Origin of the sequence: Pseudomonas sp. V98_8 (assembly GCF_029967975.1) — a bacterium.
Lineage (GTDB): Bacteria > Pseudomonadota > Gammaproteobacteria > Pseudomonadales > Pseudomonadaceae > Aquipseudomonas > Aquipseudomonas umsongensis.
The window spans coordinates 13462-36043 of sequence record NZ_JASCAE010000042.1; the positions used below are offsets into that span (position 1 = coordinate 13462).

The 22582-nt window shown below is 59.6% G+C and carries 17 protein-coding genes and 1 pseudogene; 8 read left to right on the forward strand and 10 right to left on the reverse strand.

The window, feature by feature from the left end; translation table 11 throughout:
- Nucleotides 1-45: 45 nt before the first annotated feature.
- The 7 genes from QLG10_RS12465 to QLG10_RS12495 all read right to left on the reverse strand — a co-directional run bounded on the left by QLG10_RS12465 (nucleotide 46) and on the right by QLG10_RS12495 (nucleotide 7270).
- Nucleotides 46-1593: an amino acid ABC transporter permease/ATP-binding protein gene (locus tag QLG10_RS12465; RefSeq protein ID WP_248677493.1), complete on the reverse strand. Its 1548-nt coding sequence runs from the start codon at nucleotides 1591-1593 to the stop codon at nucleotides 46-48.
- Nucleotides 1594-1657: 64 nt separating this feature from the next.
- On the reverse strand, nucleotides 1658-2452 hold the full coding sequence (locus tag QLG10_RS12470; RefSeq protein ID WP_110747165.1) for an ABC transporter substrate-binding protein: 795 nt from the start codon (nucleotides 2450-2452) through the stop codon (nucleotides 1658-1660).
- Nucleotides 2453-2497: 45 nt separating this feature from the next.
- Nucleotides 2498-3568 carry a 2-oxoglutarate and iron-dependent oxygenase domain-containing protein gene (locus tag QLG10_RS12475; protein WP_110747163.1) on the reverse strand — a complete coding sequence of 357 codons (1071 nt, stop codon included), beginning with the start codon at nucleotides 3566-3568 and terminating at the stop codon, nucleotides 2498-2500.
- Between the two features lie 14 nt (nucleotides 3569-3582).
- Nucleotides 3583-4434, reverse strand: a complete 852-nt coding sequence (locus QLG10_RS12480) for a TIM barrel protein (protein WP_110747161.1) — start codon at nucleotides 4432-4434, stop codon at nucleotides 3583-3585.
- Nucleotides 4435-4740: 306 nt separating this feature from the next.
- Entirely contained in the window at nucleotides 4741-5274 is a 534-nt protein-coding gene (locus QLG10_RS12485) for a lecithin retinol acyltransferase family protein (protein ID WP_188263950.1), read from the reverse strand.
- A 245-nt stretch (nucleotides 5275-5519) separates the two neighbouring features.
- Nucleotides 5520-6194: a response regulator transcription factor gene (locus QLG10_RS12490; protein WP_110747157.1), complete on the reverse strand. Its 675-nt coding sequence runs from the start codon at nucleotides 6192-6194 to the stop codon at nucleotides 5520-5522.
- A gap of 146 nt (nucleotides 6195-6340) precedes the next feature.
- A complete protein-coding gene (locus tag QLG10_RS12495) occupies nucleotides 6341-7270 on the reverse strand; it encodes a LysR substrate-binding domain-containing protein (RefSeq protein WP_110747833.1) in 930 nt (309 codons plus the stop codon).
- Nucleotides 7271-7604: 334 nt separating this feature from the next.
- On the opposite strand from QLG10_RS12495, the gene QLG10_RS12500 reads away from it, so the two are divergent.
- The 3 genes from QLG10_RS12500 to QLG10_RS12510 all read left to right on the forward strand — a co-directional run bounded on the left by QLG10_RS12500 (nucleotide 7605) and on the right by QLG10_RS12510 (nucleotide 14308).
- Nucleotides 7605-7997 (forward strand): response regulator, encoded by a 393-nt coding sequence (locus QLG10_RS12500; protein WP_110747830.1) that lies wholly within the window; start codon nucleotides 7605-7607, stop codon nucleotides 7995-7997.
- 210 nt (nucleotides 7998-8207) lie between these two features.
- Nucleotides 8208-8621: a hypothetical protein gene (locus tag QLG10_RS12505; protein WP_110747155.1), complete on the forward strand. Its 414-nt coding sequence runs from the start codon at nucleotides 8208-8210 to the stop codon at nucleotides 8619-8621.
- A gap of 182 nt (nucleotides 8622-8803) precedes the next feature.
- Nucleotides 8804-14308: an AAA family ATPase gene (locus QLG10_RS12510; RefSeq protein WP_282487433.1), complete on the forward strand. Its 5505-nt coding sequence runs from the start codon at nucleotides 8804-8806 to the stop codon at nucleotides 14306-14308.
- 24 nt (nucleotides 14309-14332) lie between these two features.
- On the opposite strand, the gene QLG10_RS12515 is transcribed toward QLG10_RS12510, so the two are convergent.
- Nucleotides 14333-15442 (reverse strand): site-specific integrase, encoded by a 1110-nt coding sequence (locus tag QLG10_RS12515; protein WP_282487434.1) that lies wholly within the window; start codon nucleotides 15440-15442, stop codon nucleotides 14333-14335.
- A 78-nt stretch (nucleotides 15443-15520) separates the two neighbouring features.
- On the opposite strand from QLG10_RS12515, the gene QLG10_RS12520 reads away from it, so the two are divergent.
- Nucleotides 15521-16393 carry a DNA-binding protein gene (locus QLG10_RS12520; RefSeq protein WP_110747149.1) on the forward strand — a complete coding sequence of 291 codons (873 nt, stop codon included), beginning with the start codon at nucleotides 15521-15523 and terminating at the stop codon, nucleotides 16391-16393.
- Nucleotides 16394-16562: 169 nt separating this feature from the next.
- On the forward strand, nucleotides 16563-18179 hold the full coding sequence (gene groL, locus QLG10_RS12525; RefSeq protein ID WP_188263888.1) for a chaperonin GroEL: 1617 nt from the start codon (nucleotides 16563-16565) through the stop codon (nucleotides 18177-18179).
- Between the two features lie 22 nt (nucleotides 18180-18201).
- On the opposite strand, the gene QLG10_RS12530 is transcribed toward groL, so the two are convergent.
- The gene (locus QLG10_RS12530) at nucleotides 18202-19254 is read right to left on the reverse strand and encodes a phosphotransferase (protein ID WP_188263887.1); all 1053 of its coding nucleotides are present in this window, start codon (nucleotides 19252-19254) and stop codon (nucleotides 18202-18204) included.
- Between the two features lie 56 nt (nucleotides 19255-19310).
- Entirely contained in the window at nucleotides 19311-19877 is a 567-nt protein-coding gene (locus QLG10_RS12535; protein ID WP_188263886.1) for a phosphoribosyltransferase family protein, read from the reverse strand.
- 311 nt (nucleotides 19878-20188) lie between these two features.
- On the opposite strand from QLG10_RS12535, the gene QLG10_RS12540 reads away from it, so the two are divergent.
- The 3 genes and pseudogenes from QLG10_RS12540 (at nucleotide 20189) to QLG10_RS12550 (ending at nucleotide 22493) form a co-directional block, all read left to right on the forward strand.
- Nucleotides 20189-21079, forward strand: a complete 891-nt coding sequence (locus tag QLG10_RS12540) for a universal stress protein (RefSeq protein ID WP_110747142.1) — start codon at nucleotides 20189-20191, stop codon at nucleotides 21077-21079.
- Between the two features lie 61 nt (nucleotides 21080-21140).
- Nucleotides 21141-21844 (forward strand): annotated as a pseudogene (locus QLG10_RS12545) (phosphoribosyltransferase).
- Nucleotides 21837-22493 carry a dienelactone hydrolase family protein gene (locus QLG10_RS12550; RefSeq protein WP_282487435.1) on the forward strand — a complete coding sequence of 219 codons (657 nt, stop codon included), beginning with the start codon at nucleotides 21837-21839 and terminating at the stop codon, nucleotides 22491-22493. The pseudogene QLG10_RS12545 and the gene QLG10_RS12550 overlap by 8 nt, the downstream one beginning before the upstream one ends.
- Nucleotides 22494-22582: the final 89 nt, after the last annotated feature.

The window sequence follows — 22582 nt, forward strand, 5'->3', positions numbered from 1 at the left end:
GCGCCAACCTAAAGTGAACAGCATTACAAGAAAAGGGCTGTCTATTCATGCAAGATCCACCGTTGCAGACGGTTTTGTCGATCGTGCCGCAATTCCCATAAAACGCCGTACCCTCTCTCCTTGGGCATCGCACAGGATGGTTTCAGGTGCGGCATCGAGTTGGATATTGCCGTTCTCCATGAAGATCACCCGGTCGGAGATCGACATGGCAAAGTCCATTTCGTGCGTCACGATCAGCATGGTCATGCCTTCCCTGGCCAGGTCGCGGATCACGTTCAGCACGTCGTTGACCAGTTCAGGGTCGAGGGCCGAGGTCGGCTCGTCGAACAGCATGATCTGCGGCTCCATGGCCAGGGCCCGGGCGATCGCCACACGTTGTTGCTGTCCACCGGAGAGCTGGTGCGGGTACTTGTGGGCATGGGCCAGCAGGCCGACCTTGTCCAGCAACGCATACGCACGATGTTCACTCAGCTCGCCCGGCTGGCCGTGGTAACGCGGTGCCAGGGTGACGTTATCGAGAATGGTGCGGTGCGGGAACAGGTTGAAGTTCTGGAACACCATGCCGATGTGCCGCACGCCTTTGCGCAGGCGGGCGCTGTTGGGTTTGTCCGAGGCTTCGATGAATGTTTCGCCGAACAACGAGATGTCGCCGCTATCGATGCTTTCCAGGCCGTTGACCGTGCGGATCAGCGACGTCTTGCCGGAACCGGATGGCCCGATGATCGAGACCACCTGGCCGTAGTCGACACTCAAATCGATACCCAGCAGCACTTTGTGCGTGCCGTAGCTCTTCTGGATGTTCTTCAGTTGCAGGATAGGCGTCGTGTTATTGCCGGCTGCCTTGCGCGCACTGTCGGGCAAGGCTTCGGCGCAGGCCTTGAACTTGGCCACGGCGGCGTCATCGAGGGTGTGCGGCTTGCGGAAGTTAAGGTCCAGGTAGCGCTCCAGGCGCTGCAGGAAAAAGCCGAACACGGTGACGATCAACACGTAGTACACGCCGACCGCCGCCAGGGTTTCCATGACCAGGAAGTTGGTGGCGTAGAGGCGTTGGCCGACCGTGAGGATTTCGGTCAGGGAGATGACCGAGACCAGCGACGTCAGCTTGACCACCGTGATGTATTCATTGATCAGGGTCGGCAGCGAGATACGGAACGCCTGGGGGATCACGATCAAGCGCTGCATGCCGAACAGGCCGATACCCAGCGCGCGTCCGGCCTCCTTTTGCCCCTTGGCCACGGAGATCAGTCCACCGCGGTGGATTTCCGCCATGTACGCCGCTTCCGTGACCACCAGGGCCAGCAAGCCGGAATAGAAAGGATTGGACAGGATGGGTCCGCTGCCAGGAAACAATTGCGGCAAGTTGTAGACGAAGACCACCAGCACCAGCAGCGGGATGCTGCGGAAGAACCAGATATAGACCGCTGCGGGAATGCGCAGCAAAGGCGAGTGGGACAGCTTGGCCGTGGCCAGGACAAAGCCCAGCAGCATGCCGATGAACCAGGCCAGGGCACTGAGCTGGACCACCGTGACGCAGGCATTCCAGAAGTCTGGCAGGGAGAACAGGGAGAAGAAATACGACCAATCGAATTGCATGGGGCACCTCGATCTGCCGCCCCCGTGCAGAGGCGGCAGATGACCAGACTACAAGGACAGGTTCTTAGTGGGAGGTTGGTTCTTCCAGGCCATATTTCTTCAGAATAGCGGCGTACTCACCGCTCTTTTTGGTTTCCTCGAACGCTTTTTGCACAGCCTGGAAGGTTTCGTCGTTACCTTTCTTGACGAAGATGCCCAGGGTTTGTTGATAGATCGGGTGCTCAGTGGTGATCACCACCCGGCCATTGGTCTTTTCCGCGATCATTTTTGCCGCGCCGGCGATTTCGACCTGGGCCTGGATGTTTTTGGACAGCAGGGCCTGGGTCACTTCGGGTGCCGAGGGGTACTCGCTGACGGTGATGGCGCCTTTGTTGTTGGGCACGCAGTACTCATCGGACAGCTTCCTGAATTCCTTGACCCAGGTCGTGCCTTGTTCCAGGCCCAGTTTCAACCCGCACAGGTCTTCAGGTTTTTTTGCGTTGATCTCGCTGCCCTTGGGCACCATGACGGCGGCACCGGTGTTGGCATAGGCGATCGTCTGGGCCTGGGTCTGGCGCTCTGGGGTGATGTACATGCCGGAAATCACCGCGTCGTATTTGCCGGAGTTCAGGCCAAGGATCAGGCTGGGGAACTTGGTGTCGACGAACTCTGCCTTGGCGTTCATGTGTTTGGCCAGGGCCGCAGCCAGCTCGGGATCCGAGCCCACCACGTTCTTGTCCTTGTCATAGGACTCGAACGGCGGGTAGGTGATTTCCATCCCGACCTTGAACGTGTCTGTCGCTGCCATGCTCATCGAGGCGCCGAGCATACCGGCTGCCAATACAGCCAGGCCCAACAGGTTCTTGTTCTTGTTTTTCATTTTTTACTGACTCCGGCGTTGGTAGGGTGTAGCTGAAAACTTCAATCAGGACGGTTGCGCCTGATTTTTCAGGTGTCCGAAACTGGCGGGCTTGCGTGCCTTGCCTGGCAGTTGAACGTCCCCATTGGCCACCCTTTGGCGCAGATACTGATAGGTCTGCAGCGCCTGGCCATACATGTGTTCGCCGATCGTGATCTCTTCGTAGTCGTTGCCGGCCTGGGCGAATCCTGGCAGCGGTTTGATCTGGGTGTGATAGTCGCAGGCATAGAACAGCGGAAAGGAATAACGCTCCTCCTTCACACTGCGCACCCGGTGCGCCGTGGCAACGAATGCGCCCGCGGTCATCACTTCCAGCATGTCGCCGATGTTGACCACAAAGGCATCGGCAATCGGTGGTGCATCGATCCATTGTCCGAGGTTATTCATCACCTCAAGGCCCGGTTTGTCGGCCAGGAGAATGGTGAAGCACTCGTAATCAGTATGGGCGCCAAGTCCCGGTGCGTCATGGGCGGCCCCGTCGAACGGGTAGTGGATCAGGCGCAGTTTTGACGGCGGACGGGTGACCAGGCTGTCGAAATAGTTTTCTTCCAGGCCCAAGGTCAGGGCAAAGCCTGCGAACAGGCGCCGGCCCAAGGCGAAAATCGCTTCATAGTAGGCCTGCACCGCCGCCTTGAAACCTGGCAGCTGCGGCCAGTCGTTAGGTCCCAGCAGCGGCGTGTTGGCCAGCACCAGCGGGTCATCGGCCGGGACTTCGAAACCGACGTCGAAGGCTTCCTTGTGGTCCGGCTTGCCTTTGGAATAAACCTCTTCGCCTTCGGGTACAAAACCCTTGTGGGTTTGTGAAGTGCCGATGTAGTGCTGCATCTTGGTGTCGAAGGGTTGGTCGAAAAAGTCCTTGGCCGCCTTGCGCAGGTTGGCGATCAGCTGCGGGTCGATGCCGTGATCGGTGATATAGAGAAACCCGACATCGCTGGCGGCGCGCCCCAATTGTTCTGCCACGGCCAGGCGGTGTTCCAGTTCAAAACTGAACAGGCCGGCGATGTTGACCACCGGGATGCTGTTGAAGTTGGCTTTGCGTGTGTCAGTGCTGATGCTTTTATTTTTATTGTCAGGCATGACGCGTCGGCTCCCTAAGGATGGCTTGAGTGGTAGAAACGCTCGAAGTGTTCGCGCTCGGTCTGGCCCATCCACACGTTCAATGACCACAAGTCGGCCACCGGGACATTGGTGAAGGGCAAATGATGCAAGTAGCCGTCGGCGCCGAATTCCGGGGTCAGGGTGCTGACCTGGTAACCGCGGGCTTGCTGCGAGCGCCAGATGCTTTCCCAGTGCTGCTGATGGAATGCCAGTTCCTTGGCATATTCAGGCGCTCCCGGGTGCGGAACCTGTGGGCCCTGGTCATAGCCGACCCGGGCCTGGATATGGTGAACCCGCTCGACGAAAGCGCTCAGGTCATCGGCCGGATCATTTAACAGCCGCTCGCAGGTCACGACCCAATGGCTGATGTCACTGGTGAACAACAAGTCGGGCAGCTGCCGGATCAACTCCAGGGTCACCCAAGGGTTGAACAGCGACCGCGAGCGGTGGGTTTCAAAACTGCAGACCTGGCCGTGCTTGCGCGCCAGTTCCAGTGCCTGGCCGAAGAACTCCACTTGTTGCGCCATGGCCCAGCGGTCATTGCCCGCCAGCACGTTGACAAAGCGTGGGCGCAGCTCGGCGGCCAAGGCCAGTTTGCGATCGAGGTCATCGAGGTGGGTGGCAGGGGAGGCCGACTGGTCCGGCAGTACATCGTAAGCGGTGAAAACGGTACTGATGTAACCCACGCCGTTGCCCTGGAGGAAGGCCCTGAATTCTGCTCTTTCATGCGCATCCAGTGGCAGACGCGCTTCCATCCCGTCAAAGCCTGCATGCAGGAGCTCCTCAAGCGCCTGGGCCTTGCTGGCGGTGTAACCCCACAACGTGCGGAATATTTCCAGCTTCATCGGTGATCCTCGGCCAGTTCGCTGTGGAGCCGATGTTAGGCATAGGCGGCGGCTTCGAAGAATCGCAAAATTCAAATCAATACTTCAGACTTTCATAAACAAATAGCGAGCTACTTATTCAGCATTTCACGCAAGAATTTAGCTCCGTGTAGGCGTCTACGCTGGGCACTGGCGTGACGTGCCATTGTTTCGGCATCATTTTGAAGAGTGCCAAGAGACGCTGGACTACCGATGGCCCGCCCTGGGTGGATGTGGAGAGGATGTGAGCACCTGGTCGGCGCCCAGGCATCGAATTTCCGGTGGGAACTACGCTATGAAGTCTGGCTGCGACGCAGGATTCAAAGTGAAAAGACTGACTGAAAAACCAAAGTACGCATTGACTTGAGCGCTGTAGCTTTTTCCGTTGATGCACCAACTGCAGAAATGCTCGCAGTTATTTGAAAGCAATCTGTATTGGCACTCGCCGATTCTTGAGCGCGCACGACTGGCTATTTCATCGTTGGAAAACTCACACTGTTCTTGCACTACCCAGACCGTATTGCCATTGGCGAAACGTTCAATAGTCGTCGCTTCGATGGGCCCGGGCCTGAATGAACTGCAAAAGCCCGAATAGTGGGCAATCTCTCCGCCACCCAGATGGATTCCGTGATGCGTATAGAATCTGCGTGGACTGATCAAGTGCGATCCTACGGGTAGTTTTCCAATGTCTTGCGTTATGTCCAGCAACCTGCATGGATTGGCTGAACCTTTTGCCACTCGGTGCCTGTTGCGAAATTCGACCGATAGCGGGCTCTTGCCTGACAGGGCCATCAACTGTCGCGAGAGGCGAGTGGTTATCATGGTTAAGCAGATAAGTATTGTCGAACGGATCGACAAGGATTCACTTGCTGCCTGACTGGTTAAATGGCTCACGATAAAGTCCTCCGCAACCCTTGATGTTCAATTTATCCCAGGGGTTGCGTGACTTCATTTGTGCGCATGTTTAAATCAAGTGACCAATGAATATATCGTTCTTACACGTAAGTATAAAACCGGTTCGCCAGTAACGACTCCCTGCGCGACAGGTTCCAATAACGTTGACGATGTCAGGATAACTTGCGTGACTGCGGCTCGATGCCCAGTGATTCCGATTTTCTGACAAGGTCTGCGACGGAGCGCGCGGCCAGCTTCTTCATGACTTGCCCGCGATGGACCTTCACCGTGACCTCGCTGAGATTCAGTTCGCAGGCAATCTGTTTATTCATCAGGCCGGCCACGACGAACCTCATGACCTCACGTTCACGGGGTGTCAACGATTCGTAGGCGGCATGCAGCGCCAGGTTCGATTGGTCGACCGCCAGGCGCTCAGTGTCACGCGCCAGCGCGTTAGCGACAGCGTCCAGCATATCCTGATCGCGAAACGGCTTCGCCAGGAAATCGACTGCGCCTGCTTTCATGGCCTTGACCGTCATCGCAATGTCGCCATGCCCGGTCATGAATACGATCGGCATGCGCACGGCGCTCTTCTCGACCTGCTCCTGAAAAGCGAGGCCGCTTTCGCCACGCAGCCTCACATCGAGAATCAGGCAACTCGGAACATCGCTCTTGGGGAAGGCAAGAAAGTCCTGCGTGGATTCGAATGCTTCGACGTGCAAACCGATCGAGCGAAGCAGTGCGTCAAGGGCCAGTCGAATTGACTCATCGTCGTCGACTATGTAAACCACCGGAACCTTGTGTTTGTCTGGGCTTTGGACCGAAGTGGAACGCGACCACGAACTCATTTCGCCTCCGTTCTACCGACCGGTAGGGTGTGGCATGCACGCCGACAAATTTACTCCCTAACACAGCGGGCAGCAATTACGCAGCGCTGGGTTGTCCTGGGACACGCCCGTGCGGCACCGGATGACAACCGGCAGAACCTGGCCTTTCAAGCGGCAATTGCGGGCTGCTCGTGCGGCTGACTTAGATAGCGGCAAAGGTACGAGCGCAGCCAACGCTCGCGGGGGTCGTTATGGCTAGCGCCGCGCCAGGCAATGGACAGTTCCGGAGCCGGGAGGTCCAGCGGGACGGTCTCGGCGTTCATTCCCTCCAGGCGAACCATGGCCTGGGCGACATAGTCGGGTACGATGGCAACCATGTCGCTACCATCGAGCAGCGCGGGCAGGGCGCTGAATTGAGGCACGGCCAGCACCACCTTGCGCTGTCGTCCCACCTGGCTCAACGCGTGGTCTACGTCATCGAGAACTTTTCCCATCGAAGACACTACCACATGGGGGCGTTCACAGAATTCTTCCAGCTCCAGGGGGCAGGGGGTATTATCCGCACGCAGCAGCATCGGCTGCATCGATCGCAAGCTCTTGCAATAGGCATTGGCTGGTAACCCCAGTGCAGGGCTGATGCCCACCGATATTTCCCCTGAGAGGAACAGTTGAGGCAATTGCCACTGATCGACCCTGCGCACTATCAGGGTGATGTTCGGGGCCTCCTTGCGAAGAGGTTTGATCAGGCGCGGAAGAAGCGCGTACTCGACATCGTCCGAGAGGCCGACATGGAATGACGCGTCGCTGATTTGCGGATCGAACCCCTTGGTACAGCTCAACGCAACGGCAATGCCATCGAGGGCTGGAGCAAGTTGTGTATGGATCTGCGCGGCCCGAGCGGTCGGTTCCATCCCCCCTGCGGTGCGAATGAACAACGGATCGTTGAACATCGAACGGAGCCGGCCGAGGGCACTACTGATAGTTGACTGCCCCAAAAACAGCTTCTCTGCGACACGGGTAACATTGCGCTCCTGGATCATGGCTTCGAAGATAACCAGCAGATTGATATCAGCATGGCGCAGGTCATTTCTGTTCATCATATTCACCGCCTGGTCGCATGGTTTCCTGGCTGGGTGGACTCGAACAACGGGCAGCGGCGCAGTGTCGCCGGTGACCAGCAATGTGAGGCCAGCTTATGTAAGGTAATGACGCGACGTCATTTGTACCTTCGTCCAGACGAAGTATCCCTGGGTTTGACGATCCTGTACGTGGGTATACTCTGCCGGTTGGGCAAGTTAACCTGGGCGATAAATGATTTAACAGGTGCTCCCCATTACACGTTGGTCTCAGCAGGCTATACCTTGGTATAGTTTCCCGTCTTATAGGACAGCGTATTTTCAAGTGATGACAGGTTACATCACAAGCGCCCAGATGAAACAAGGTTCCCAGGTTTGCATAACGGCGATGATTGCCATTGTCGATGACGACGAATCCATACGTACGGCACTGGAGAATTTATTGCGGTCTAGCGGTTACCAGGTCCGATCCTATTGCAACGCCCTGGCGTTTCTAGACTCCAGTGGCCCCGCCGAAACGCATTGCCTGCTTTCCGACATCCAGATGCCAGGAATGGATGGTGTCGAAATGCATCAGAGACTTGTGGCAAAGGGCTTCGACATTCCCACCATATTCATCACCGCTTACCCCGAAGCAGCCCCGTGCGTCGACGCCAGTGCCGTGGGGCTAATCACCTGCCTGCCTAAACCCTTTGACGCCGACAAACTGCTGAGCTGCATCGAAGCCGGCCTCCGCCAGCGGCGCTGAACATAAAACGTTTTGCGATGAGCCAACATATACGTTCGTATAAGTGCACTCGTCCTATGCGTATCGTAATTGCACCTATGTAGAAGTTCATCTGAGAGTGTCCGTGAATATCATGAATGCACGGAGCGTGATTTGCTGTGGCAAGTTGCGACACCTGAGTGCATGACCCAAAGACACTGTTTTAACGACTACGTGTTTTAAGGAGGTGCCATGGCACTGCTGCATATTGATGCAAGTTCCGACATTGGAGCATCAACCGCAAACAAGGCGTCGATTCAGGTATTTGCCAAACTTGACAGCGGATACCCGGCGTTCATCAAGTCGCTGATTGACCTCTGTATCGACCCGTTGCCCCACCTCAAAGCCCTGACCGCAGGCGCATTTTGCTGCGGTTCCAGTCGACGCTTGCGTTGGAAGCGACCGGCCGCGCCGGGTGGTCGACCACCGACGACGACTGCATGGCATCGAGCAAGCGGCGACATCTCGATCAACCGACATTCTGCTGTATGGTTGATGGACCGCGGCTATTGTTACATCGCCGGTGTTCCAGGCAGTTTCCGCTCAGGTGCTGAAACCAGCATGTATCAAAGGGAGGAGATGCGAACCGCGCGAACGGCTATCTGATCCATAGGCGTTTCTGGTGGCACAGGTGTAATCTAGCAAAACGCTAACTACTGCAACCTCGACGCTTGGCAAGTATCCTGATTCCAACGCGGTTCTGGCGGGCGAAAGCGCCGACCTCTTGGCTTCATGCCAGGCAGCGGAGAGTATTTGCAAGGTAAACCCTACACCAGGTTTCAGCGCCCATGGTTAACAACCTAAGCCGTCAAATCTCGTGGGAGGACGGCGAGCGCCTCTTCTGCCGGGGCCAGTATCCGGGCAATGGGGGCACTGACAACGTACTGATTGCGCGACCCGCCGCCGAATATCCGTCATCCGCCAGCCTCGACCGCCTCGCTCACGAGTTCAGGCTCAAGGATGAACTCGATAGCGCGTGGGCGGTGCGGCCGCTGGAACTTCTGCGCGCAGACGGGCAGACCCTGTTGGTGCTGGAGGACCCGGGCGGTGAGCCCCTCGAGCAGATGCTCGTCGCGCCCATCGACGTGGGCAAGGTCTTACGTTTTGCCGTCGGCATCGCGGCAGCGCTGGGTCAACTCCATCAGCGCGGCTTCGTCCATAAGGACCTCAAACCCAGTCATATCCTCGTCAATTGCAGGGACGGACTGCCGCGGATCACCGGGTTTGGTATCGCCTCGCGGCTGCCGCGCGAGCATCAGGCACCCGAACCGCCCGAAACCATTGCTGGCACCCTTGCCTACATGGCACCCGAACAAACCGGGCGGATGAATCGCTCCATCGATTCGCGCAGCGACCTCTATTCGCTCGGAATCGTGCTCTACCAGATGCTCACCTGCTCGCTGCCGTTTTCAGCGGTCGAGCCGATGGAATGGGTGCATTGCCATATCGCCCGAACGCCGGTGCCGCCCTGCGAGAGGTTGAAGCCGATTCCCTCGCTCCTCTCCCGCATAGTCATGAAGCTGCTGGCGAAGACGGCCGAGGAGCGCTACCAGACGGCGGCCGGCGTTGAGCACGATCTGCAACGCTGCCTCACTGGTTGGGAGCGGGATCGCAAGATCGACGACTTCGAGCTGGGTGAGCACGACATACCTGACCGGCTGGTGATTCCCGAGAGGCTTTATGGCAGGGAGCGCGAGGTCGATACATTGCTCGCGGCCTTTGATCGTGTGGTGACAAACGGTGCGCCGGAGCTCGTACTGGTCTCAGGCTATTCCGGCATCGGAAAAACCTCGGTCGTCAATGAGTTGCATAAGGTACTGGTACCGCCGAGGGGGATTTTTGCATCCGGCAAATTCGACCAGTACAAGCGTGACATTCCCTATTCAACCCTGGTACAGGCTTTTCAGAGCCTGGTGCGGCCGCTGCTGGGCAGAAGCGACACCGAACTGGCGAGCTGGCGCGTCGCGCTACTAAGGGCTCTGGAGCCCAATGCCCGGCTCATGGCCGACCTCATTCCCGAGCTGAAGCTTATCCTGGGTGACCAGCCACCGGTGCCAGAGCTTGAGCCGCAGCAGGCGCAAAGCCGTTTCCAACTGGTGCTTCGCCGATTCATCGGTGTGTTCGCCCGGCGCGAACATCCGCTGGCCCTGTTCCTTGATGATCTGCAATGGCTCGACTCGGCGACGCTCGACTTGCTGGAGGATCTGCTGACGGGGACGGATCTGCAGTACCTGATGGTGATCGGTGCCTACCGAGACAATGAGGTCGGCCCCGCTCATCCGTTGATGCGCAAGCTGCAAGCCATCAAGGACGCTGGCGGCAAGTTGGAAGAGATCGCGCTGGCACGGCTTGCCCGTGATGACCTAGGGCAACTGATTGCCGATGCAGCCTGCTCTGAGCCCGCTCGCGTCGAGCCGCTGGCGCAGTTGGTGCACGAGAAGACCGGCGGTAACCCGTTTTTCGTGGTTCAGTTTCTCTATTCGCTTGCCGAAGCGGGCATGTTCCACTTCGATCATGGCGCGAAGTGCTGGTCCTGGGACCTTGATCGCATCCGCGCCAAGGGTTACACGGACAACGTCGTGGATTTGATGGTGAGCAAACTGACCCGCCTGCCAGTCGAAACACAGCATGCGTTGCAGCAGCTCGCTTGCCTGGGCAACATCGCCGAGACCACGATATTGTCGACCGTTCTCGCGACCTCGCAGAAGCAGGTCCATACGGTTCTCTGGGAGGCCGTTCGCCAGGGGTTGGTCGAGCGCCTGGAGGGCGCCTACAAATTCATTCATGATCGTATCCAGGAGGCGGCCTATTCGCTGATCCCGGCAGCAATGCGTGCCGAGGTCCATTTGCGCATCGGTCGCCTGCTCGTTGCACAAACTCCTGCCGAGAGGCGGGAGGAGGCGATCTTCGAGATCGTCAATCAGCTTAATCGCGGCGTTGAGCTGATCACGCAGCAAGCGGAGCGGGTCCAGCTCGCCGAGCTCAACCTTATTGCGGGAAAACGGGCCAAAGGCTCCACCGCCTATGCGTCGGCGCTGATCTATCTCAATTTCGGCATGGCGCTATTGGCTCACGACAGTTGGGAGCTCCAGCACGAAATAATCTTCGCACTGGAGCTTAACCGGGCCGAATGCGAATTTTTGACCGGCGAGTTAGCGGTCGCGGACGAGCGCTTGACGGCGCTGTCAAATCACGCCACCACAGCCGTCGAACAAGCCCTCATCGCGTGCCTGCACATGGATGTCTGCCTGGTGCTCGATCAGAGCAGCCGCGCCATTGGTGTGGGCCTCGATTGCTTGCGGCATTTCGGAATCGAGTGGTCACCCCACCCGCAAGACAAAGAGGTGCGACGCGAATACGAGCGCATCTGGGTCGCGCTGGGGAGTCGGGCGATCGATGCGCTCATCGATTTGCCGCTGATGGAAGATCCCGCGTCTCTGGCCACCGTCGATGTCCTGATGAAGCTGTGGACGCCGGCCCTGTATACCGATGAGAACCTGGCTTCCCTGACGATCTGCAAGGCGGTCAGCCTGAGCCTTGAACGCGGCAACTGCGATGCATCCTGTTTCGCTTATGCCATCCTCATCAGGATCGCAGGACCTCATTTTGGCGACTACAAGGCCGGTTTTCGCTTCGGCCAGCTCGGCTACGATCTCGTCGAGCAGCGCGGGCTGAAACGCCTCGAGGCAAGAACCTTTGTTTGCTTCGCGCTTTTTGTCGTGCCCTGGATGACCCACGTGAGGGCCTGCCGTGATCTGCAGCGCCGCGCTTTTGAAGCGGCAAACCGCGTCGGTGACCTCCAATATGCAACCTACACGCGTAACGATCTGAACTCGAATCTGATTTTTTCCGGTGAGTCGCTGTCCGAGGCACTCAGCGAAGCCGAAGAAGGCCTGGCGTTTGCCGAGAAGTCACGGTTCGGCCTTGCCGTTGACATCATCTCGACGCAAGTCGCGCTGATGCGCACGCTTCGGGGGCTAACGGCCCAATTCGGTTGTCTGGATGACAGCCAGTTTGATGAACATCGCATCGAGCGCCGCTTTTCGGAAAACCCGGACCTGGCGATCGCCGCCTGTTGGTACTGGATCCGTAAATTGCAGGCGCGCTGTATCGCCGGCGACCATTCGACGGCCCTGGACGCCGCAACGAAGGCCCAGGGGCTGCTCTGGACCACGGCTTCGTTCTTCGAGGAAGCCGAGTATCACTTCTATAGCGCGCTGTCCCACGCCGCCAGTTGCGATGGCGTGCCAGCCCTCGAGCGACAACGACACATGGCAGCGCTGGCGACGCATCACGACCAGCACAAGGTCTGGGCGCAACATTGCCCCGAGAATTTCGAGCACCGGGCCGCGCTGGTGGGCGCGGAAGTTGCGCGGATCGAAGACCGTGATCTTGAGGCTATGCGCCTCTACCAGCTGGCCATCCGCTCGGCGCGCGCCAACGGCTTTGTGCACATCGAGGCGCTGGCCTACGAACGCGCTGCACAGTTTTATGCGGCGCGCGAATTCGAGGTCATTGCCGAGACGTATCGGCAAAACGCCAGGTACTGTTACCTGCGCTGGCGAGCCGACGGGAAGGTGCGGCAACTCGAGCAGATGTATCCGCACCTTGGAACGCAAGAGGTCGCGCCCGGCCCGACAGGCACGATCGCCACGCCAGTCGAGCACCTTGACCTGGCGACCGTAATCAAGGTGTCGCAGGCGGTCTCGGGTGACATCGTTCTCGAAAAACTGATCGAGATGGTGATGCGTACGGCGCTTGAACAGGCAGGCGCCGAACGCGGCCTGTTGATTCTCCCGGATGGCGGCGAACAGCGCATCAATGCGCAGGCAACGACCAGTTGCGAAACGGTCGTCGTGCATCTGTCAGACTGGCCTGTGTCCGCGGCGGTGCTGCCGGAGTCCGTTCTGAATTACGTGCTGCGGACCGGGGAGAGCGTCATCCTCGATGATGCGGTGGCCGATTCCTCGTTTGCTGACGACCCTTACATTGCCCGGCATCGTGCTCGTTCCATTCTCTGCTTGCCGTTGATGAACCAGGCAAAGCTCACTGGAGCGCTCTACCTGGAAAACAATCTCACCACCCGTGCGTTCACACCCGCCCGCATCGCTGTACTGAGGCTGGTGGCCTCGCAGGCCGCCATTGCATTGGAAAATGCCCATCTGTACCAGGAGCTCGTGGAGCGCGAAGCGAATATCCGTCGTCTTGTCGATGCGAACATCATCGGGATCGTTGTCTGGAATATCGAGGGTGACATTCTGGAGGCCAATGACTCTTTTCTTCGCATGGTGGGATACACGCGTGATGATTTTGAAGCAGGTTGTCTGCGCTGGAGGGACATGACACCTGCGCAATGGCGCGAGAGCGACGAACGCGTACTACGAGAAATCGAAGAAACGGGGCGGGCGGAGCCCTTCGAGAAGGAGTTCGTAAAAAAGGACGGCAGTCGCGTGCCTGTCATGGTCGGCGCTGCGACGTTCGAAGCCAGTCACAAGGATGGTGTCGCTTTCGTCATCGATCTGACCGAACGCAAGCAGGCGGAGGAAAGCGTGCGGGAAAGCGAGCGGCGCTATCGTGAAGTGCAGACAGAGTTGGCGCATGCCAACCGTCTCGCCACGATGGGGCAGCTCGGGGCCTCGATTGCCCACGAAGTCAAGCAGCCGATCGCCGCGACGGTGACCAACGCCCAGGCTGCGCTGCGGTGGCTGTCCGTCCAGCCGCCAGACGTGGAAGAGGTGCGGCAGGCGCTCAGCCGCATCGTCAGCGATGGCAATCGAGCGGCTGAAGTGATCAGCCACATTCGTGAACTGGTGAAGAAAGCGCCACCACTGAAGGAGCCGCTGGACATCAACAAGGCCATCCGGGAAGTGATCGAGCTGACCCGTGGCGAAACACGCAAGCACGGCATCTCGGTACAAGTCCAGCTTGCAGACGGCCTGCCGCTCATCCAGGGCGATCGAATCCAGTTACAGCAAGTGCTCATGAACTTGCTCATCAATGCGACGGAGGCCATGGATGGTGTCGGCGATAGCGTGCGCGAGTTGCTGATCAGTACGCGGGAGGCGGACGCGGGCAGCGTGCTGGTGGCCGTCCGCGATTCCGGGCCAGGCTTTGCCCCACAGGTCGCCGAGCATATTTTCGGTCCTTTCTACACGACCAAGTCCACCGGCCTGGGGATGGGGTTGTCCATCTGCCGTTCGATCATCGAAGCACACGGTGGTCGATTGTGGGCGAGCGCGAACGTGCCCCGCGGCGCAGTTTTTGAGTTCACCGTGCCTGTCGTTCAATCGTGATACGCCGCGCCAACCCTCAGGGCATCAGTTTCCCTCGGTATCTGTCGATTCCGGGGGCGGCAATAGCGCTGCGGCGCGACTATTGAGCAGCGATCCTGCCTGGAAATAGCCCATCACCGTGCCGACGCTACGGTGCTCGGTCATTGCCATCACTTCGCCAAGTGGCACGCCCTGGCGTCCAGCTTCCGTGACGAAACCCGAACGCAGGCTGTGCGCCGCCCAATCCCCCTCGAGTCCGGCCAATTTCGCCCGACGCTTAACGATCCGCGCCACCTGATCGGTCGACAATGCGCTGGTGCCGACCTTGCCGCCTTTGTATAGCCGGCGAAACAGCGGCCCTTGGGTGGCGGGTGCGGCGACCAGCCAGGCGGCGAGGGCATGCGCCGCCTGGCCACGCAGCGGTTTCTCGCGACGCGTACCGCCGGTGTCGGTCTTGGTGACGCCCAGGGCATACACCCAGGTGTCGGCATCCAGCGCTCGCACATCCCCGATCTGCAGGCTCACCACTTCAGAGCGCCGTCGACCGCCACCACTCCAGGCCAGCAACAGCAGGGCCCGATCGCGCACGCCGCACAGGCCGTCGTTGCAAGTGGCAAGCAGTGCCTGCAAGGGTTCGAGCACCAGGGCGGTCTTCTTGCGCACGTTGATGCCCTGGCGGGACTGCGCCTTTCGCGCTTCGCGCAACAAGCTCTTGAGCGCCGCCACTTCGGTCGGGCTGTCCCAGTCATTGAGCCGATGCCATTTGCCAAGCACTGCCAGCCGGTGACAGACCGTGTTGTAGGTCAGTGGCCCGATCTTGGCCTTGATCCTTGCCGCCACCAATGCGGCATCGATCGACGGCGGCAGCAGATGACTCCACCCACCGCCCTCCAGCGGTCGAGCCAAGTGATCGAGAACAAACTGAATGGCCACTGCGGCCGGCAGCGCATGGCCGCCCAGGGTTTGGCCATAACGCAACTGCAACCACGCCGACCAGTAGGCGAGGGCGCTGCGGTAGCTGCGCACCGTGTTCGCCGCCGTGCCGGCAGCGATAAACGCCGCCGCCGCTTCCTGTGCGTTTACAGCGAGCAAATGCGGATCTAGCGGGGTTTCAGCGACCAAGGTCAACTGATGTGTAATATTTAATACGTTCAACGTATGATAATTCCAATAATTGAAAAATAACGTCGGATAACATTCTATTATCAGACCTAATATACCCGGAGGTGGACCATGGCAGTAGGGGTGCCGGAAAACGAGGTGTTTGCTGCGGCGGACGCGGTGTTGGGCCGTGGCGAGCGACCGACGGTGGAGCGCGTACGCTTGGAGTTGGGCCGTGGCAGTCCGGCGCGGGTGGGTGGTTTGCTCGATCAATGGTGGACGCGCCTGTCCGAGCGGCTGAGCGGCGAGACTCGACTGCCGACACTGCCGGGCGAGGTGTCGCAGGCTTTTGTTGCGGTGTGGCAGCAGGCGATTCACCTGGCACAGGGCGTGGCCGAACAGGCGCTGGACGAACAACGGCAGGTGATAGCTGCCGAACGCGAACGTGTCGCCTCCGTAGAGGAGCAGGCGCGGCAGGATGCGGCGCGGTTTCGTCAGCAGGCGTCGGAGGCGATGGCGGGACGCCAGGCCGTCGAGACACGGCTGGCAGATCTCGAGTTGCTGCTGGCGCAGCGTCAGACGCAGATCGAGGACCTGCAGCAACAGCGCGAAGCTCTGCTGCGTGAGCGCGGTGATGCTCAGCAACAGAATCAGGCATTGCAGCAGGATCTGCAGGCGTTGCGGCTCAAGGCCGAGCAGGAGCGCGTTGCCCAGGAGAGCTACGTACGCAATGTGGAGGATCGTGCTCACCGCGAGGTCGACCGCGCCCGGGAGGAGGTCAAAGCCGTGACGGCCCACTTCAAGGAGGCCGGGCGGCAGATCGAGCAGTTGCAGCGGCGGCTGGAGTCCATTCAAACCGAACTCAGCCAAACCCAGCAACGGGCCGCAGCACAGCACGCGCGTGCCGAAACACTGGAGCAGCAACTGGCCCAAGTACGTCAGCCACCCGCGACAAAACGCAAGCCAAGGACACGAAAGCCCGCTGCGCCGAAGACCGTTTCCTGAGGAGGGTGACGAGCGCCTGTCGACATGGGTTGTCACCTGTTAGCTTCATCCCTGTTTGCCGGGCGGACTGACCCGGTGATTTTGTTGATAAAGATCAACATGACACGGGCGACGCCATATGAGCATTCCTCAATGCATGTGTGATGCAAATGGCGAGGAGTGCACCCAGATGGCCCACAGTAAAATTGACTTTCGTGCTGCAGCCCGCGAGAAAATCCTCAGTGGTGCCACGCAGTTGGCGGACGCCGTGCGCGTGACACTGGGCCCGAAATCCAAATCGGTGTTGATCCAGAATAAATGGGGCAATCCCACGGTCTGCAACGACGGTGTGACGATTGCCAAGCGCGTTGACCTGCAAGACCCCGAGGAAAACCTGGGCGCGCAAATGCTGCGCCAGGCCGCCGAGCGCACAGGCGAGGCAGTAGGGGACGGCACCAGTACCTCGACGGTGCTGGCCCATGCCATCCTGGCCGATGGCATTCGCAACGTCGTCGCGGGGGCGAGCGCGATCGACCTCAAGCGTGGCCTGGATCGCGGCTTGTCGTTGGTGGTGGAATCACTCGTCGCCCAGGCGCGCCCCGTCAGCACACCCAAGGAAAAGGCCCAGGTCGCCACGCTGTCGGCGCATAACGATGCTGTGATCGGTCAGTTGGTGGCCGATGCATTGGAAAAGGTCGGTGTTGAGGGTGTGGTCAGCGTCGAGGAGTCCAAGACCACCGAAACGGTGGTTGAGGTGATGGAAGGGATGCGTTTTGACCGCGGTTATGTCTCGCCGTATTTCGTCACCGATGCCGAGAAAATGCAGGTAGAACTCGATGACGCCTACTTGCTGCTCTGCGACCACAAGATAGGCGCGCTCAAGGACCTGCTGCCCTTGCTCGAGCTTGTTGCCAAAAGTGGTCAACCACTGGTCTTGATCGCCGATGACATCGAAGGTGAGGCGTTGACCACGCTGGTGGTCAACCAGATACGCGGCATCTTGCGAGCCGTGGCCATCAAGGCGCCCGGTTTTGGTGATCGGCGCAAGGAAATGCTTCAGGACATGGCTGTGCTGACAGGCGCGACGGTGGTTTCCAACGATTTGGGCATCACGCTGGAGCAAGTGGAGTTGGGCCAGCTTGGGCGGGCGCACCGCGTTGTGGTGCAAAAGGACAGCACGGCATTGATTGGTGGGGCAGGTACGCGGGAGGCGATTGAAGCGCGGTTGCAACAGATTCGCACGCAAATGGAGCACACCACCAGCGATTACGACCGGGAAAAACTCCAGGAACGACTGGCCAGGCTGTCTGGTGGAGTGGCAGTGATCCGGGTTGGGGCGCCTTCGGAAGCGGAAATGAAGGCACGCAAGGATGCGCTGGATGACGCCATCTCGGCGACTCGCGCGGCGATTGCTGAAGGCACTGTGCCAGGGGGCGGGCTGGCCCTGCTCAAGGCGGTCCCGCTGATCGCGGCCGAAGAAGCCCGTTGTGAGGGGGATGTCAGGACCGGTCTGCAAATCCTTCGCCGGGCCCTGGAAGCCCCGGCCAGGCTCATCGCGGAAAACTCGGCGGTGGACGCGGGCGTGGTGGTTGCGCGCATGCTCGCAGAACCCGGCAACGTCGGTTTCGATGCGTCCGCCAACTGTTACGTGGACATGTACGAAGCCGGCATTATCGATCCGACCAAAGTGGTGCGTATTGCCCTCGAAAATGCCGTATCGGTGGCCAGCATTCTGTTGCTGACGGAGGCGACCATCACTGATATTCCGGAAAAGGAATCACCCGCCCAGCCGCCTTTTCCTGAATGAGCAGGCCGGCTTGGGGGCGCATTCAGGTATAGGCGGCTGTCTCGGTTAACGCCAGGTGATTGAGAAGCGGATTTTCACCGTGCAAATAACCGAGCGCCTGCTGCATCAGCGAGATGGCTTTTTGTCTTTTCTCATGGCGCGTGGCCGGGTCGGCATGACGTTGCGCTGCACCAGCGAAGGAGAAACAGCGTGTAGCGGCACGCAGGGAAAGGAACAGCGCCAAGGGTTCGCAGTCTTCTTTCCAGGTGCAGTGGTTGATGTAAGTGGCCAAAAGACCTGCACCGAGCGTGTTGAGGCCGTGGTGTTGCAGGTCCATCAGCACGAATGCCAGGTCGTACAGCACGTCAATACAGGCGATCCGTTCACTGAACTCGATGCCGTCGAACAGGGTCGGCTGCCCGTCGAACAGACAGATATTGGCCAGGCGCAAATCGCCATGGCAGCGGCGTACGCGGCCCTGACTGCGTCGCTCTTCGAGGCACGCAGTCAAAGATGCCAGCAGCGTCCTGGAGGCATGGGCAATCGAGATGACTTTCGCGCTGTCGAGAAAAGAGCCATAGCGGGACATTTCCCGATAGTTTTTCTCGATCTCCTCATACAGGTCCGGGATGCGCCCGAAGGACGGAGTGATCCGGGCGCAGGCATGAAAGCGGGCGATCTCGATGCCTAGCTGCTGCATCATCGGTTCGGTCAGATGCCCCTGGACGGCCATGCGGTCAAACAGGCCATCCTGAGCAAAGCGGCGCATCACCACCAGCCAGTCCACCGCAGGTCCCTGGCCGTCGAGCACCAATTGGCCATCGGCCTGGCGGTTGATCGAACTCACGCGCAAATACAGCGACGGCGCTGTTCGTCGATTGAGCCACAATTCTGCCCGGCAGGCTTTTTTCCGGCTGTGCAGGCTGAGGAAGTCCAGCTCGGCAAACGCCACTGCACGCTTGAGTTTATAAGCACGGTCGGCATGCAGGAAAATCACCGAACCATGGGTCTCGATTCGCTCTACAGGCCGGTTGGACGTATCGTAGGCGGATGGTCGGGAGAGAAAGGCAATCACTTCGTCTTGTTCGTTGCTCATCCCGGCCTCCTCATCTCCAGCCGCCCTGAGGCCCGCCCGCGCTTGCCGTCTTCCCGTCAACGGGCGGCGCCGTGGCGCACGACCTCTATGCAAAAGTCCTGTTCGAAGGGCGGCACGTTGCACTCGACGATGTCAGCGGCGGCAACTTGCAGATGCACACCGACAATGTCGGCCCGGATTGGCTGCTGGCAGATGTGCCGGTCGACCAATACAGCGGTGTAGACCCGGCGAGCTCCCAGTTGTGCCAGATAGGCGCAGGTACGCAGCAGCGAATGGCCTTCGAACAACACATCATCAACGACCAGCAACGTGGTGTTGGCGAGGTCCAGTTTGGCCAGCAGCGGATTTTCGGTCAATTGCGTGAACGGATGCAGCACTTGCAGGTCGTCGGCATAGCGCTTGACCTCAAGAGGGTAGAGAGGAAGTTCCGGTTGGCCGGTCTGGTGCGCAATGTGCTGGCGCAATCGTTGAGCCAAGGGCTCACCGCGGCGCTTGATTCCGATCAGGGCGGCGTGCGCCGGTGGCAGCAGGGTGGCGGCCTGGCGCGCCATCGTCTGCAGCACGTCATCGAGTTCGTTGCGCTCATACAGGCGCAACCGCTGACTTGCCAATAGGATCGTCATTGCCTTCTCCTGCCTGTGAGCCATGGGCACGTGCGTTTTCGGTCAATGTAGCCCGGTTGGCCCTGGCGCGATTGATATTGATCAATCGCGATCAAATCAAACGTCGGCCGATTCGACGGTCGGGTGACGCGCATGGGCGGCAGCGGCCTGGTGTGAGTCGCTTGCTTGCGCAGGCACTTGATATAAATCAACGCCAAGGTCGCCTCCACGGAGGATTCTGAGTCTATGACACAGGTGTCCGAGCCCCTGGCGAACACAGCAATGGGTGGTGGCGGGCAGCGACATAAAAGCAAGCTTCGTGGAGTCCGATCATGAGCCAGTATCAACGGTTATTGCTTATCATCAACCCGGCCCTGCGCCAGTCTCAAGCCATTGATCATGCAGCCGCCCTGGCCAAGGCCAGCGGTGCCAGCCTGCACATTGGCGCCTTGATTCCATCCTGGAAGCTGTTGTCGCTACTCGAAGAAGGCGACCGGGAAAAGGCTCGCGAAGAATATCTGCAAGACCAGCGCAATTGGCTCAAATACCAGGCCGATCATCTGCGCAACAGGGGTCTTGAAGTGACCGCCGAGGCGAAATGGGCCGACGACTTGCAGCAAGACATTCTCGATTACGTCGCAGAAATGCAGCCCGACCTGTTGATCAAGCAGGTACAACGGGAACCGGCGCTCAAGCGTGGGTTTTTTACCCCGCTGGACTGGCGTCTGTTGCGTCATTGCCCGATACCGGTCTACCTGCCTGGCGAAGGTGATCACCCTTTGCCGCGCAAGGTCGTGGCAGCGGTGGATGTTTCCAATCCCCTGGTACAGGACGACGAGCTCAATCAGCGGATCATCCAGCAGGCGTCCAGCCTGGCTATCCAGTGTCAGGCCGAATTGCACCTGGTGTATGCCTGCGACGCTTCTGCGCTGTTCCTGGGCGATATGGGCGGCGGGGGCTTGACGCTCGCGGACCTCTACAGTCAGTTGCGCAAGGGCCATGAAAAATCCTTCCTCGACCTGGCTGGCCGGTATGGCGTGCCGGCTGACCGGCGACATTTCATCGAGGGCCATCCCGTGGCCGTGCTGCATGCGTTCGCCGATGAGCAACAGATGGACGTGATTGTGATGGGCAGGGTCCAGTCCCATGGCTTGGACAAACTATTGGGCAGCACCACCGAACATACCCTGTACCAGGTGACGTGCAGCATCCTGGCCGTTTAGCGCGGTCCGGCCAGGGCCACAGGTTTCGAGACGTCATTCGTCAGCGCCGCAGGAGGTTGCCGTGATCCAGAGTCCTTCATTACAAACCACCTTGCCCAATCGCGCCGAGGCCGGCCGACGCCTGGTGGAACCCTTGCTCAAGTATGCCAACAGGCCTGATGTGATCATTCTCGCCTTGCCCCGTGGTGGTGTCCCGGTGGCTTATGAAGTCGCCACCGCCCTGGATGTGCGCCTGGACCTGATGCTGGTGCGCAAGCTCGGTGTGCCTTCGCACCCGGAATTCGCCATGGGCGCCATTGCCAGCGGCGGTGTACAAATCCTCAATGATGACGCGCTGCGGGCGCACCCGATCGATCGAGCCAGTTTCGAGGCAGTGGTCGCCCGGGAAGCGTTGGAGCTGTCGCGACGTGAAAAGGCGTATCGGGGAGACCGCCCGCCACCGCAACTCAAGGACCAGGTGGTGATCCTGGTCGACGACGGCCTGGCGACAGGTTCATCAATGATGGCAGCGATCCATGCGGTGCGCATGCAGGCGCCTGAGCGCATCGTTGTCGCGGTACCGGTTGCTCCCGGGAAACGGTCGAGGATTTGTCCATGCAAGTGGACGAAGTGATCTGCCCACTCATCCCTGAGTGGATGATGTCGATCGGCTACTGGTACCTGGATTTTTCCCAGACCTCGGACGAAGAGGTCATCGATCTCATGCAACGGGCCTGGCAGCGGGAACTGCCGGGGGCCTCCCGAACGGAACATCGCGATGCTTGAAGCTAAATATCGATCACTGGACCTTCCGGGCGTTGAATTGTCCGCCGATTTGCGTTTGCCGGCGAACGCGCGCGCCCTGGTCATCTTCGTACACGGCAGCGGCAGTGGTCGTTCGAGCCCGCGCAATCAATATGTGGCCGATGTCCTGGCCGATCGGGGCCTGGCTTCGCTGCTGTTCGACTTGCTAACGGAACCGGAGCAGCGCCTGGATAATCTCAGCGGGGAGTTGCGCTTCAATATTCCTTTGCTGGCCAGGCGGTTGATCGATGTGATCGACTGGGTAGGGCGTGACCGCCAATTGCGTTCTTTGCGCATGGGGCTATTCGGTGCCAGTACCGGCGCGGCGGCGGCACTGGTGGCCGCCGCCGAGCGTGCGCCAGTGATAGGGGCAGTGGTCAGTCGGGGTGGGCGAACCGATCTGGCTGGGCCGGCCCTGCCTCGGGTCAAGGCGCCGACCTTGCAGATTGTCGGCGCACAGGACCCGGTGGTGTTGGCCTTGAATCGTCAAAGCAGCCAGACCCTGCGGTGCGTGCAACGGCTGGAAGTCGTGGAGCGCGCCACGCATCTGTTTGAAGAGCCTGGCACGCTGGAGGCAGTCGCCAGGCTCGCTGGCGACTGGTTTGAAAAATACCTGCATGCCCCTCTTTAGGAGCGAGCATGCTCCGGGCGGTGTTCCGACGATGAACCTGAGAGCGCCGCGGGCTGACAGGTGCCCCGCGTTATCGTTGACGACCATCG

What these genes read in the sequence shown, in the direction of transcription:
- QLG10_RS12505 (WP_110747155.1), top strand. Translation starts at nt 8,208, where the DNA reads ATGGCACTGCTGCATATTGATGCAAGTTCCGACATTGGAGCATCAACC.
- QLG10_RS12475 (WP_110747163.1), bottom strand. Translation starts at nt 3,568, where the DNA reads ATGCCTGACAATAAAAATAAAAGCATCAGCACTGACACACGCAAAGCC.
- QLG10_RS12470 (WP_110747165.1), bottom strand. Translation starts at nt 2,452, where the DNA reads ATGAAAAACAAGAACAAGAACCTGTTGGGCCTGGCTGTATTGGCAGCC.
- QLG10_RS12480 (WP_110747161.1), bottom strand. Translation starts at nt 4,434, where the DNA reads ATGAAGCTGGAAATATTCCGCACGTTGTGGGGTTACACCGCCAGCAAG.
- QLG10_RS12490 (WP_110747157.1), bottom strand. Translation starts at nt 6,194, where the DNA reads ATGAGTTCGTGGTCGCGTTCCACTTCGGTCCAAAGCCCAGACAAACAC.
- QLG10_RS12510 (WP_282487433.1), top strand. Translation starts at nt 8,804, where the DNA reads ATGGTTAACAACCTAAGCCGTCAAATCTCGTGGGAGGACGGCGAGCGC.
- QLG10_RS12520 (WP_110747149.1), top strand. Translation starts at nt 15,521, where the DNA reads ATGGCAGTAGGGGTGCCGGAAAACGAGGTGTTTGCTGCGGCGGACGCG.
- QLG10_RS12530 (WP_188263887.1), bottom strand. Translation starts at nt 19,254, where the DNA reads ATGAGCAACGAACAAGACGAAGTGATTGCCTTTCTCTCCCGACCATCC.
- QLG10_RS12500 (WP_110747830.1), top strand. Translation starts at nt 7,605, where the DNA reads ATGAAACAAGGTTCCCAGGTTTGCATAACGGCGATGATTGCCATTGTC.
- QLG10_RS12540 (WP_110747142.1), top strand. Translation starts at nt 20,189, where the DNA reads ATGAGCCAGTATCAACGGTTATTGCTTATCATCAACCCGGCCCTGCGC.
- QLG10_RS12495 (WP_110747833.1), bottom strand. Translation starts at nt 7,270, where the DNA reads ATGAACAGAAATGACCTGCGCCATGCTGATATCAATCTGCTGGTTATC.
- QLG10_RS12485 (WP_188263950.1), bottom strand. Translation starts at nt 5,274, where the DNA reads ATGATAACCACTCGCCTCTCGCGACAGTTGATGGCCCTGTCAGGCAAG.
- groL (WP_188263888.1), top strand. Translation starts at nt 16,563, where the DNA reads ATGGCCCACAGTAAAATTGACTTTCGTGCTGCAGCCCGCGAGAAAATC.
- QLG10_RS12535 (WP_188263886.1), bottom strand. Translation starts at nt 19,877, where the DNA reads ATGACGATCCTATTGGCAAGTCAGCGGTTGCGCCTGTATGAGCGCAAC.
- QLG10_RS12550 (WP_282487435.1), top strand. Translation starts at nt 21,837, where the DNA reads ATGCTTGAAGCTAAATATCGATCACTGGACCTTCCGGGCGTTGAATTG.
- QLG10_RS12465 (WP_248677493.1), bottom strand. Translation starts at nt 1,593, where the DNA reads ATGCAATTCGATTGGTCGTATTTCTTCTCCCTGTTCTCCCTGCCAGAC.